8 protein-coding genes and 1 pseudogene are annotated in these 13,352 nt (G+C 68.3%); 2 read left to right on the forward strand and 7 right to left on the reverse strand.

Translation table 11 applies throughout. The features are described 5' to 3' along the window. The first annotated feature begins 321 nt into the window (after positions 1 to 321). Positions 322 to 2,322 (forward strand): glycosyltransferase, encoded by a 2,001-nt coding sequence (locus ABD299_RS24280; protein ID WP_344266729.1) that lies wholly within the window; start codon positions 322 to 324, stop codon positions 2,320 to 2,322. 82 nt (positions 2,323 to 2,404) lie between these two features. Further along, entirely contained in the window at positions 2,405 to 3,505 is a 1,101-nt protein-coding gene (locus tag ABD299_RS24285; RefSeq protein WP_344266744.1) for an acyltransferase family protein, read from the forward strand. A gap of 62 nt (positions 3,506 to 3,567) precedes the next feature. Here the strand turns inward: ABD299_RS24285 and ABD299_RS24290 are convergent, their stop codons facing one another. From ABD299_RS24290 to ABD299_RS24320, 7 genes and pseudogenes are all read right to left on the reverse strand, one after another. Continuing rightward, the gene (locus tag ABD299_RS24290) at positions 3,568 to 6,300 is read right to left on the reverse strand and encodes a CDP-glycerol glycerophosphotransferase family protein (protein WP_344266732.1); all 2,733 of its coding nucleotides are present in this window, start codon (positions 6,298 to 6,300) and stop codon (positions 3,568 to 3,570) included. A gap of 76 nt (positions 6,301 to 6,376) precedes the next feature. Then, entirely contained in the window at positions 6,377 to 8,455 is a 2,079-nt protein-coding gene (locus ABD299_RS24295; protein WP_344266734.1) for a hypothetical protein, read from the reverse strand. Continuing rightward, positions 8,452 to 9,954: an SDR family NAD(P)-dependent oxidoreductase gene (locus ABD299_RS24300; RefSeq protein ID WP_344266736.1), complete on the reverse strand. Its 1,503-nt coding sequence runs from the start codon at positions 9,952 to 9,954 to the stop codon at positions 8,452 to 8,454. Before ABD299_RS24300 ends, ABD299_RS24295 begins: the two co-directional genes overlap by 4 nt. 283 nt (positions 9,955 to 10,237) lie before the next feature. Then, positions 10,238 to 11,677 (reverse strand): GTPase ObgE, encoded by a 1,440-nt coding sequence (gene obgE / locus ABD299_RS24305; protein WP_344266738.1) that lies wholly within the window; start codon positions 11,675 to 11,677, stop codon positions 10,238 to 10,240. A 134-nt stretch (positions 11,678 to 11,811) separates the two neighbouring features. Continuing rightward, entirely contained in the window at positions 11,812 to 12,069 is a 258-nt protein-coding gene (gene rpmA, locus ABD299_RS24310; protein ID WP_344266740.1) for a 50S ribosomal protein L27, read from the reverse strand. Positions 12,070 to 12,083: 14 nt separating this feature from the next. After that, positions 12,084 to 12,404, reverse strand: a complete 321-nt coding sequence (gene rplU / locus ABD299_RS24315) for a 50S ribosomal protein L21 (protein WP_344266742.1) — start codon at positions 12,402 to 12,404, stop codon at positions 12,084 to 12,086. A 249-nt stretch (positions 12,405 to 12,653) separates the two neighbouring features. Continuing rightward, positions 12,654 to 13,352 (reverse strand): annotated as a pseudogene (locus tag ABD299_RS24320) (hypothetical protein); the annotation flags it as partial.

Here is a 13,352-nt window from a genome sequence, read left to right on the forward strand (position 1 = left end):
TCGAGCATGCCGTAGATCATTTACGGGACAGCCCTTAGGGCGGCCAAGGTGAGGTGAGAGATCTCTTGGACAGCCTGCCTGATCTCCCACTCGGCGGTGGGATATAAAGCCACGCACATGCTGAGCAGTATCAGGCTCATTTCGATCCGCCAAGGAGGCACCGGCCAGTGTTGCGGCCCGGGAATTACCGCGAACCCTCAGTGACGGCTTGGGAACAATGGGGTCACGATCCGTGTCGGACCAGGCCCGGGGCTCCGGCGTGACCGGGAAACCCGCAGGGGCCCGTCATATAGTGCGCGTGTTACTCAGCTTGGGGGGATCGTGACAGTACCCGACGTCAGTGTCATCATCGGCGCCTACAACGCCATGCCGTACCTCACCCGGTGCGTGACTTCGGTGGTCGAGCAGACCATCGGACAGGACCGGATGGAGATCATCACCATCGACGACGGTTCCACCGACGGCACCGGCGAGGAACTCGACCGGCTGGCCACCGCCCATCCCGGTCTGCTCCGGGTGCGTCACCAGAAGAACTCCGGAGGCCCGGGTGGACCGCGTAACGTCGGTCTCGACCTTGCCCGCGGGCGGTATGTCTTCTTCCTCGACGCCGACGACTATCTGGGCGCGGAGGCTTTGGAACGCATGGTCGCCATGGCGGACGCCAACGCCTCGGATGTGGTCCTCGGCAAGATGGTGGGTGTCGGGGGACGCAGCGCGCCGACCCTGGCTTACAAGGAGCATCTGGAGCGCACCGATGTGTTCAGCTCCCGCGTCTACTGGAACCTCACGGTCATGAAGCTCTTCCGCCGGGACATGATCGAGCGTCTCGGTCTGCGCTTCATGACCGACCTCCGGCTCCGGCAGGACCAGCCGTTCTGCGCCATGGCCTATCTCCATGCCGCGAATATCTCGGTGATCACCGACTACGACTGCGTGTACTGGGTCTTCCGCGAGGACGGGGAGAACATCAGCCGGAAGATCAAGGGAACCGCGCACCGGGTCCGGGCGCTGGGCGTCATGCTCGAGCTGCTGGGAGAGCACGTACCGACGGGCCGGCAGCGCGACAAGCTGATGTACCGGCATCTGGTCACCGAGTTGCGGACCGTCCTGAGTCATCTGTGTGAGGAAGAGCTCGAGACTGCTGAACGCGACCGGCTCTTCGCCGAGGTCAAGCGCCTGCTAAATACGTGGCACAGCGAGTCCCTCGCCGCGCGGCTGCCCGCGATCCGCCGACTCCACTACCACCTGGCCAGGCAGGGCACACTGGAACAGCTCTGCGCAGTCAGGGAGTACGTGGCTCAGCAGATGGCCCGGAACGGCGACGAACGGCTGCGCAACGGGCAGGGTCTGCTACCCGAGCGGGTCCTCATCGAGGACGGCCTTGCGTACGCGTGCTACCCGTTCTTCCGCGACGACCGCACCGGTATTCCGGACAGCATCTTCGAGTGCACCCGTGAGCTTGAGGCAGTGCACCGCATCGATTCCGCCGAGATCACCGACTCCACCGTACGGATCACCGGGCACGCCGGGCTACGACGAGTGGAAGGTGACACTCTCGACGTGGTCACGGTGCTCCGGGAACGGCGCAGCAGGGCGGAACACCTGTTTCCGGCGGAATGTGCACCAGGCACTGCGCAGCGCACAGATTTCGAGACGGAGATCGACCTGGCGACTGCTGTCGCCGGAAAGCCGCTGCCGGAAGGGGTCTGGGACCTGTGGCTGGAGCTGCGGATCGCCGGTCTTGCCCATAGGGTCCGCATCGGCCACAAGAAGGGCGAGAGGGTGGACGGCCGCACGATCGTCCACGCGGTGCCCCTCCTCGGGGGTACGGGCGTGCCGGTCGCTTTGTACAGTACGGCCAAGTTCGGGAATCTCACACTGGACCTGGGAGGCAGCAAGTACCGACCGCTGGGGGATTTCACCGTGGACACAGTGTCCTGGGCTCCGGGCGGGCGTGGTTGTCTGCGGGTCGAAGGCACGCTCGCGCACCGGTACGCCGGAGATTCTCTGCGCCTTCTCGCCACCGGCGGCCCAGCGGAATCGCGCGCCGTCCCCTTGTGCTTTTCCGAAAGCTCCGCGCGTTTCTCCGCCGACCTGCCCCTCGACACTCCGGGCGAGTGGACGGTCTCGATCGCTCACGAGGCCGCCGGGTGCAGAACGACGGCGGATGTCGCCGCCCCCGTCATGCCGGCTGTCGCCCGCTGGTACCGGTTTGGCCTCCCGCGTTATGCCAAGCCGCTGCGGGCTGCTCCCGCACTCACTGTCCGGGTGGGGACGGTCGACGTCCTGAAGGCCGTGCTCAAGGTGGTGCGGCGAGGATGACCACGCTGCTCGCACGCGGCGCCTCGCCCGTGTCCCGCCGCGATATGACCACGACCCCGCACATCGGTGGGAGGGCCTCGTGATGCGGAAGCTTGCCGACGAGCAACGAGAAGACCCCTCACCGGCTGTGCCCACCGGTCCCGCGGCGGCCTCCCGGCAGCGGGACGCGTTCTTCGACAACGCGAAGTACCTCGCGATCGTCCTCGTTGCCGTCGCGCACGCCTGGGAGCCGTTGCGGAGCGACTCCAGGGCGGTTACGGCCGCCTACATGGCGGTCTACGCCTTTCACATGCCGGCCTTCATCATCATCACGGGGTATTTCTCCCGGAACGCCGACGGCCGGCCGGAGCGGATCCGGCGGCTGATCACCGGGGTGGCAGTGCCGTATGTGGTGTTCCAGGTCCTTTACACGTTCTTCCGGCGCTGGATCCATGACGATCCGGACATTCCTGTGGCCTTGTTCGACCCTTGGTGGGTCATGTGGTTCCTGATGGCACTGTTCATCTGGCGGCTCACCGTGCCGGTGTGGAAGGCCATCCGCTGGCCCGTTCCGATAGCCACGCTGATCGCTGTCGTCGCCTCCGTGTCACCCTCCGTCGGCGGCGACCTCAACCTCATGCGGGTCCTGCAGTTCCTGCCGTTCTTCGTACTCGGGCTGTGCCTGAAGCCCGAGCACTTCGCGCTGGTGCGGCGGCGGGAGGTCCGGCTGGCCGCCGTGCCGGTCTTCGCAACAGCGGTGGCGGTGGCATGGTGGGCGGCTCCCCGGCTGCGGTGGACATGGTTCTACCACCGGGAGAGTGCCCAGGAGCTGGGGGCATCCATGGGAACCGGCATTGTCATGACGCTGGCTCTGTTCGCTTGCGCCATCCTTCTCACCGTGTGCTTTTTCGCCCTGGTTCCGCAGCGGCGCACGTGGTTCACCGTGCTGGGGGCCGGCACGCTGTACGGCTATCTGCTGCACGGGTTCCTGATCAAGGGCGGCGTGGCCTGGGGCTGGTACGACCCCACGTGGCTCAACGGACCACCGGGAGCCGTCGTCGTCAGCCTGCTGGCCGCAGCAGGCGTCACCGTGATGTGCTCCCCTGTGGTTCGGCGGACCCTTCGCTTTCTCATGGAGCCTTCGATGAGCTGGTTCTTCCGCAGGGCGGGGTCCACCGGAACGCGGGACACCGGCGGGCGATAGACGGGACGCCGCCGGGGACCATCTGTCGGCCGGTCCCCGGCGGCGTCCCCGGTCTGCTTACGTCAGCCGGATACCCCCAGCATGCGGTCCACCACCCGCGCGGTCGCCTTCCCGTCCGAGGGCTCGCAGAAGTCCTTCACGAACTGTTGGTACTTGTCTGCGTACTTGTCGCGTACCACTTCGATGTCCCTGATAGCGTCGACGAGTTCTGCGGAGCTCTTGAGGAGCGGCCCGGGAGCCCGTTCGGTGAAGTCGAAGTAGAAGCCTCGCAGCGTGTCCCGGTAGTGCTCCAGGTCGTAGGTGAAGAACAGCATCGGCTTGCCCGAGTGTGCGAAGTCGAACAGAACCGAGGAGTAGTCGGTTACCAAGATGTCCGCGATCAGATACAGGTCCGCGATGTCCGGGTATGCCGAGACGTCCCAGACGAAGCCCTGGCCGGCTCCGGGAACGGCATCGAGGATCTTCGGGTGCTTGCGGAAGAGGAATACGTGGTCCTCCCCCAGTGTTTCCTGCGCGGCGGCCAGGTCGACCCGGAGATCCAGTTTGAACTTGGTGGCGGTATGGCGCTGGTCGTCACGCCACGTCGGCGCGTAGAGCACGACCTTCTTGTTCTCCGGGATGCCGAGTGTGGCCCGTACTCGCCCGGCTATCTCTGCTCTGTCCGCACGGTGGAAGACATCGTTGCGTGGATAGCCCGACTCCAGGATCTCGCCTTCGCACTGGAAAGCGTTTCGCATGATCGGGGTGGTGAAGGCGTTCGGTGACACGACATACGTGAACTGCCGGAATCGGTGCGGAAGGCTCGCGATATAAGCGGGATTGGCCTTCGGTGTGCCCAGCAGGTCGGCGCCGATCTTCTTCAGCGGAGTGCCGTGCCAGGTCTGCACCACGCACTGCCCTTCCCGGCTCTCGTACCAGTCCCCGAGCCCGACATTGGTCACCACGTAGCGGCTCCTCGCCAGAGCCTCGTACCACTCGGTGCTGTGCCACTCCACAGCACGCACGCCTGGCGGCAGCGCGACCTGATCGTCGGAGACCGACCAGATGTGTTCCACCTCGACTCCGCGACGCACGAACTCCTCGTAGATCGCCCGTGGCGAGTCGGAGAACTGCTTACCGCCGTAGCTGTTGTAGAAGACGGCTTCGCGGAGCGGCTCCCGCTTGAAGCGGGGTGTGTGCACCTCGCGCAGAAGCCGCTGGCGGTAGCCGCCGCGCTCCTCGTCCGTCAGCACGGGACCGGAGGACAAGAAGATCCGGTCGAAGAACCGGCGGTTCACGGTATAGGTGCGCTTGGCTCCGCGATGACTCAGCGGAAGGCTGTCGACCAGGTCACAGCGAAGTTTGACAGGGACATCCGCCGTGTGGTCGTTCGCGTTCTCCTTCCGCAAGGAGAGATACCAGCGTCCTTGTCGCAGCGGGAAGACATCTTCGTAGGAAGACATGCGATCGGGCAGGATTCGGGCGGTGAACCGGCCGTCCTCGCAGGTCAGCGGCAGGTGATGTTCCTCGAACCGCTGACCGTGCCGAAGAACGAGCCGCATGCTCTCACCGGGGCCACTGTACTCGCCCGCCAGGAGCAGTTCGCCTTGCGGAGTCCATTCGAGGCTGTCGACCACAGGCTGCCGAACGCGGTCGTGCAGCTTCAACAGGCCGGGGCCGTCGGTGGTGACGGCGATCTCACGCCCCTCGGGCAGAGGGTAGCGCCCTGGCCGGAACCCGGACGGCACCGTTGCCCGCCGAAGACTGCCATCCGCAAGAACCACCATGGTCACGAAGTCTTCGGTGGCAGCGGAGGGTGACATCGCGACGGAGAGATCGGCGATGGGCACATCGGCATGGAGAGCAAGCCCGTTGTCCTCTGATTCCCCCATGCTCAGGGGATAGGTGATCTTCTGTCCCACGCTCTTCCGGGAAATGGTCAGATGCGTAGGCCGCAGCCCGGCCGGGGCATCCGAGGGAGCACGCACCAGTACACGCACCGCGTCGCCGATCAGGGTGTGGTCCACCACCTCCGCTTCCGGCGTCTCGACGGTGATCTGCAGCCGCCCGTCGGTGAACCCGGCGATCATGCGTGCGCCGTTACCGAGATCGCGGGCCTGGGAGTGCCCGGCGGTGCCCACCTCACTCTTCCCCACGCTGCCGAAGCGATAGCCGCCCGGTGCGGGAAGGGCCAAGGTCAGTTGCCAGATGCCAGGCTTCCACTGCCCGCGGGCCCGGAGTCGCGAAGGGTCGATCACGATCTCGAAGCCGGCGTCGTCGAAGCAGTGAAGGGCCTGCTTGGAGTCCCTGGTGGCCTGCGGTTCCGTCCTGGTCCGGAAGGCCAAGGGCAGGCGCAGCCGGCTCTCCTTCTTCCGAAGCCAGGCCAGCCTCGGGGCCAGGCCCTTGCCCGGCGGGGTGTTCGCCACGTAGGCGTAACCGCGGACGACCAGCACGCCGTCACGCCATACCAGTTCGGTGGCCCTGGCCCGGAGCGGCATCTCACTGCGCCTCAGCCGCGTCACCTCACCGGACAGCGCCGCACGGTCCGCACCGGGAATCACGGCCTTCGGCCGCACGCGGCCGGTGACTCGAAACGCGGAGGGGTTGTCACGCTCGAACCTGATGGCGGCGACGAGTTCGTCAAGTTTCTCTTCCCGGATCAGCTGCCACTTGATCCGGGACACCGGTGGGAAAGTGCGCAGTTTCTCCTGGGGAAGCGACCCGAGGAACCGCCCAGCGTCGCGGAGGAAGTCCCGGGCCTCCTCCTGCGATGCCTCGGGCAGGAAGCGCAGGCGTCGTTTCAGCTCGTCCGGCACTATGTCTTCCGGCTTCTTTGCCACGCGGGCTCAGCCTTCCTGTGGGGTACGGATTGCGGTCTGCGAGGAGCCCGGTTCAGCCTGTGGGAGCGCTGACACCGCCACGCTGGGCGGGGATGGCGGCCTCCTGCTCGGCCGTGCCGGCCGTGTTGCGGGCCTCCGCCTTGGCAGCCAGCGCACTGACCGCTTTCTGGAACCGCTCGAGGGAGGTGGGTTCGTCCGGCCCGAGAAGATAGCTCTTCAGTTCGTTCCGGGCGGTGGCAAGCGGATCGCTTTCGGGCACAAGGACCGCGTCCAGCAGGCCCTCGAGTTCCGTGGCCTCGTTGGAGAGGATGACTGCGGCTCGTACGGCAGTGTTCTGCCGCGTGAACCGCTCGTGGCCCAGGCCGGCGGAGTCGGCCACCGCGTAGGGCTTACCACTGGCGATGAAGTCGGAGACGACGCTGGAGATGTCGGACACCAGGGCGTCGCACTGGTTGAAGCAGTCGAACAGCCGGGGTTCGGGGCCGGTCACCACGCGGTGTTCCCACCAGCCGAACGACTGCCAGTAGGCGTCGTTCCACTCCGTCCGCTGGTGCTCCTCCAGTGCGGCACGCTCCGGAAGCGTCATGGCGTCGCGGGAGACGACAGCGTCGTCCCAGGTACCCAGTTCGTCTCCGGTGGCCTCGACCGCCCGGGCACTGTCGATCTTGTGGAGCGCGTCAAGGGCCCGGGCCCGGTCCCCGGCGGTCCGCTCCGCTTCTGCGTTCCACCGTGGGTCGGCCGCGCGCTCGGCGGCCGCCCGCTCCACCATGGCCACGATGCGCCGGTGGGCGGCCGCGGCCCGGGAGCAACGGGTGCCGGTGAAGGGGTGCGGCTTGTAGAGGACCCGCACCGGCCGCTCGGAGTCCAGCAGACGCCGGACGATGTTCTCCCCGGCCAGGACGAGCGAGGTGTTGCCCGGGTCGTCCGTCCAGCCTTCCCATGTGGGGGCGTAGAGCACCGTGGGTATACGCCCTGCCGGCACGCCCTTCGCGGCCTGGATGGGTGCCAGCTGAGGGCGGCCGACCTCGACGATGTCTTCGTCGCGGACACCCACCGCAGCCAGTGCCCACCGGTCGCGGCCGGCCCGGCCTGCCGTCCACACCTCGTCGTAGGCCTTGGAGTACGGGTTGACGCTGGCGATCTTGTCGCTGTCGCCGTGGCCGATGAAGACATGCTTCATCGTGGGCACTCGCAGCAGATGGATGTTCTTGCCGACATTGGCCGGGTACAGGCCGACCCGGATCATGGACAGGTCCATGTTCATCAGATCCACCGCGCTGGGCACGCACACGACCGGAAGCGTGGTGGTGGCGATCTGCGGCAGGAGATAGCGCTCGCGCAGGATCACGATGGCGCGCTCGTCCAGCTCCTCCAGCGTCTCCAGCCACATGTTGACCTGGTAGGCGGAGTTGCGGTCGCCGGAGAAATAGAGGGCGACTGTCGGGCGGTGGTCGCGCAGCCAGCCGTCGAACCACTTCAGCGTCTCCTCGGGCGGTGGCGGCAGCTTCGACGGCCGCAGACCCGGCAGCAGCACGACGAAGTAGGCCAGGGCCAGCAGCATGGTCACCGCGATACCGATGTGACCGGCCACGCTCGATCCGGTGGCGGCGACGACAACGAGTCCGGCGAACATCGGCAGTTCGGTGTGGAGGATTTTTTCGACGGCGCGGTGGGTCAGGGCGCGTGGTGCACCATCCGGCACCGGCAGCGTGGAGAGATCGATGTTGCGCGTGGCGATCGGCAGTCTGCGCTTCTTCCGCACTGTCATCACCAGTGCGGTGTGCGGTGCCTGGAGGCTGTAGAAGACCAGGCAGGCGACCAGGGCTATGTAGAAGACCGGCTGACCGGCCAGTCCTGTCTTGGCCAACAGCAGGACAAGCAGCAGTTCACGGAACAGGAAACGCAGGGACAACCCGGCGCGGGCCTTGGTGAGCCGGACCAGAAGGTAGCTGCCACGACGGTGCAGGAAGTGGTCCGCGGCGTAACTGACCGCTGCTGCCGCCACGAAGAACGGCACGCTGGGAACCAAGGCGGCAGCCAGCATCAGGGGGTAGCTGATCCCCACCAGCACGGCCGCTCCGAGTTCGGCCCTCGTCTCGACACCGATGAGGGCACACAGGCGCCGGATCATGCTGTTTCTCCCTCTGCTTCCCCCGCGGACAGGGCCGCGGCGAGGGCGTGGTCGAAGTCGCCGGTGTGGGTCGGGTCCTGGCGGCGGACGTCGATCACGTGGCCGGTGAGGGTGGACAGCAGCACGTCCAGCGAGGTGCGGGCCACCTCCTCGGAGGACAGCAGGCTGCCGGCCGGCTCCTTGCCGAAGGCCTTGGTGCGCATCGGGGTGGCGGTCCGCTCGGGGTTGACGCAGTTGACGCGGATGCCCTCCGCGGCCCACTCGTCGGCCAGGGCCTGGGTCAGGTTCACCACGGCAGCCTTGGTGGACGAGTACAGGCTGTACTCGGCGCGGCCCCGGGTGTAGCTGCTGGAGGTGTAGAGCAGCAGCTGGCCGCCGGTCTCGGCGAGGTAGCGGTGGGCGGAGCGGGCGATGTGCACCGGGGCGAGGTAGTTGACCTTGAGGGTCTCCTCGATGGCGGACTCGTCGGTCTCGGCGAGCCTGCCGATGCGCAGCACACCGGCGGTGTTGACGACGTAGTCGATCCGGCCGGTGTCGACGTAGGCCTTGGCCAGCGCGTCGTCGATGTCCTGCGGGTTCTCCACGTGGGTGCCGGTGGTCGAGCGGCCGAGCGCGTAGACGCGGGCGCCGTAGCTTTCGGCGAGGTCGGCGATGTCCTTGCCGATGCCGTAGGAGCCGCCGAAGACGACGAGGGTGCGGCCGGTGAGCAGCTCACGGTAGGCGGCCTCGTCGGCCTGTCCGGGGGCCGCGGTGGAGGCGAGCTGGAACAGCTTGTCGGCGATGAAGACGTCGACGGGCTGGGTGACCTTCATGTTGAACTCGTCGCCCGGCACCACGTGGATGGGGACGTCCGGCAGGTACTTCAGGACCACGGAGCAGTCGTCGGTGGCCTGGAAGTGGGGGTCGCCTGCGGCGATCTCGTAGGCGCGGCGGATGGTGGAGAGCCGGAAGGCCTGCGGGGTCTGGCCGCGGCGCAGGCGGGAGCGGTCGGGCACGTCGGTGATGAATTCGCCGTCGTCGCCGTGGGTGCGGGTGACGATGATGGTGTCCGCCGAGGGTATCGCCACGTCGACGGCGCTGTAGCGCTCCAGGGCCCTGACGCAGTCGCTGACCACGCGCTGGGACAGCAGCGGGCGCACGGCGTCGTGGAAGAGCACGTGACGGTCCTCGCCCTCGGCGAGACCTTCGCCGAGGGCCGCGATGGCGCGCTCGGTGGTCTCGTTGCGGGTGGCACCGCCCTCCAGGACGCGGGAGACCTTGCCGAAGCCGGCCTTCTCGACGATCCGCTCCACATCCGGCACATAGCCGGGGGCCATCAGGACGAGGATGTCGTCGATGTCCGGCGACTGCTCGAAGACTGCCAGGGTGTGCTCGATGACGGCCTTGCCGGCGATCTTGATGAGCTGCTTCGGTATCGCCAGTCCCACGCGCTGACCGGTTCCGCCGGCGAGGACAACCGCCGTGGTGCGGGCACGCGCCTCCTGGGGGTGCTTGAACAAAACCACTCCTGCCGGTCCGAAGAGGGATACATGTGAGAGGAAAAGATTAACCCCTCGAAACCTTGACCTTTATACGGGATGAACGGTTGTCGCCAGTTACAGGCTTGTGACAAACCAATCCGGGCTTCCGGGATTTCCCCTCCCGGCACGGTTCGGAATGTGTCAACGGTCACATCGGGGACGCGCGGCAGACGGCCGGAAAACGGCGGCGGGCCCGTGGAACGCTCCACGGGCCCGCTCAGGAGAACCGATTGTGTCCGGATACGGCCGGTACCGGATCCGGTCAGTCGAAGGGGTCGAAACCCTCGTAGGCGCGCTGGGCCTCGTCGCGCTCGGCCTCGCGGTCGCGCCGCCGCTGGGCCGCCGGCCGCAGCGGGTCGAGCCGGTGGTCCTCGCCTCGCCGGCCGAGCATCTCGGCACCGGCCGCCATCGACGGTTCCCAGTCGAAGACCACGGCGTTGTCCTCGGGGCCGATGGCGACGCCGTCGCCCTCCCGGGCCCCGGCCTTGAGCAGTTCGTCCTCCACGCCCAGCCGGTTCAGCCGGTCCGCCAGGTAGCCCACGGCCTCGTCGTTGTTGAAGTCGGTCTGCCGCACCCAGCGCTCGGGCTTCTCCCCGCGCACCCGGAACATGCCGTCGGCCTCGCGGGTGACGGTGAACCCCGCGTCGTCCACGGCCTGGGGGCGGATGACGATCCGGGTGGCCTCCTCCCGGGGGGCGGCGGCGCGGGCCTCGGCCACCAGGGAGGCGAGAGCGAAGGAGAGCTCCTTGAGGCCCTTGCGGGAGACCGCGGAGACGTCGAAGACCCGGTATCCGCGGGCCTCCAGGTCCGGGCGGACAATGTCCGCGAGGTCCTGCCCGTCGGGCACGTCGGTCTTGTTGAGAACGACGAGCCGCGGGCGGTCCTGCAGGCCTCCGTAGGCCGCCAGCTCCGCCTCGATGACGTCGAGGTCGGCGGCCGGGTCGCGGTCGGACTCCAGGGTGGCGCAGTCCAGCACGTGCACCAGCACCGAGCAGCGCTCGACGTGCCGCAGGAACTCCAGGCCCAGCCCCTTGCCCTCACTGGCCCCCGGAATCAGGCCGGGCACGTCCGCCACCGTGTAGACGGTCGAACCGGCGGTGACGACCCCCAGGTTGGGCACGAGGGTGGTGAACGGGTAGTCGGCGATCTTCGGCTTGGCGGCGGAGAGCACGGAGATGAGCGAGGACTTGCCGGCGCTCGGGTAGCCGACCAGGGCGACATCGGCGACGGTCTTGAGCTCCAGCACGATGTCGCGGGCCTCGCCGGGCTCGCCCAGCAGCGCGAAACCGGGCGCCTTGCGGCGGGCGGAGGCCAGCGCGGCGTTGCCCAGGCCGCCACGGCCTCCCCGGCCGGCCACGAACGTGGTGCCCGGGCCCACCAGGTCCGCCAGCACGTTGCCCTGCCGGTCCAGCACCACGGTGCCGTCCGGTACCGGCAGCACCAGGTCCTGGCCGTCGGCGCCGGTACGGTGACCGCCCGCCCCCGGCTTGCCATTGGTGGCCTTGCGGTGCGGGCCGTGGTGGTACTCCAGCAGCGTGGTGACGTCCGGGTCCACGGTCAGCACGACGTCGCCGCCGCGCCCGCCGTTGCCGCCGTCCGGGCCGCCGAGCGGCTTGAACTTCTCCCGGTGCACGGAGGCGCAGCCGTGGCCTCCGTTACCCGCGGCGATGTGCAGTTCGACGCGGTCCACGAAGGTGGTCATGGCGGGGCCTCCCGGAATTCTGCGGTGCTGTGCGGCTGATTGCGGCTGATACGTGCTGAGGGCGGACCCGCTTTCCCGCGTGCAGCACGCGGGAAGGTGGTCCGCCCTCGGAAAGTGGTGCCCGTCCGGGTCGCTTATTCGGCGACCGGAACGATGTTGATCACCTTGCGGTCACGGCGCCTGCCGAACTGCACGGCTCCGGCCTGCAGCGCGAACAGCGTGTCGTCCTTGCCGCGGCCGACACCCTGACCCGGGTGGAAGTGGGTGCCCCGCTGGCGGATGAGGATCTCGCCGGCGTTGACGACCTGACCACCGAAGCGCTTGACACCGAGGAACTGCGCGTTGGAGTCGCGGCCGTTCCGGGTGGACGATGCGCCCTTCTTGTGTGCCATCTTGTCTCAGTCCCTTACTTCGCCGGGGCGGGAATGTTCGTGATCTTCAGCTGGGTGTGCAGCTGACGGTGACCGATCCGCCGACGGTAGCCGGTCTTGTTCTTGTACTTCTGGATCCGGATCTTGTCGCCCTTGTGGTGGTCCAGCACCTCGGCCTGGACCTTCACGCCGTCCAGCACCCACGGGTCGCTGGTGACGGTCTCGCCGTCGACGACGAGCAGGGTCGAGAGCTCGACGCTGTCGCCGACCTTGCTGCTGGACATCCGGTCAACCTCGATGACGTCGCCGACAGCAACCTTCTGCTGGCGGCCGCCGGTGCGCACGATCGCGTACACGCGGAACTCTCTCTCGCTCGATTCGGAGCTCCTGATGCCAGCCGGGACGGCCCCCGTGTCAGCCACTTGGGTGAGCCCGGCCTCTCCCGCGGTGCGCCGGGGCGCGGAGCGGGAGGTAGGTGCTCAGGAGCGCGGCGTGTCACTCGACACGCCGACTGTCAACGATACGGACACCGTGACGACCAGGTCAAATCCTGCCCCGGCCGGGGTGCGGCGGCGGAACGGGGCCCGCCGCCGCACCCGCGGTGCTCAGTCCTCCGCGGAGGCCGAGACCGACGACGGCTGCTGCTCGGCGGCCGCGGACGACTTCGCGGACTGCTTCTTCGCCGCCTTCTTGGCCGTGGTCTTCTTCGCGGTCGTCTTCTTGGCCGCGGTCTTCTTCGCCGTGGTCTTCTTGGCGGCCGTCTTCTTTGCCGCGGCCTTCTTCGTGGTCTTCTTCGCAGTCTTGCGGACCGGCTCCTCCGGCTCCCCCTCCGCCGGGGCACCTGCCGCCGCGGGGATCACGGTGACCGCCGCCTCCGCGGTGCCCTCGGGCGATCCGGCGGGGGCGGAGGCACGGCGGACCGCGCGCCGACGCGTCGTGGCAGCGGCGGGAGCCACCGGCTCCGGCTCCGCCTGTTCGGACGCCTCGGCCTGCGTCGCGGGGCCCGGCTCCGCGGGAAGGACCACGACCGCCGCCTCTTCGGTGGCCGCGGGGGGGGCCGCGGGCGCGGCGGCCCGGCGGGCCACCCTCCGGCGGCCGCGCGGCGCCGTGGCCGGCTCTGCAGCAGCCGGCTCGGCGGTCTCCGTGGCAGCGACGGCCCCGGGGGCCTCCTCGGTCACTGCCGGAGTGGCCTCTTCTGCCACGGGCGCCTCGGCGGCGGGCACGACCGTGACCGCCTCGGCCTCGGCCGCCTTCGGGGCCCCGGCCGGAGCGGCGGCCCGGCGGGCCGCCCGGCGACGTCCACG

Source organism: Streptomyces sodiiphilus, from assembly GCF_039529215.1.
GTDB classification, from domain to species: domain Bacteria; phylum Actinomycetota; class Actinomycetes; order Streptomycetales; family Streptomycetaceae; genus Streptomyces; species Streptomyces sodiiphilus.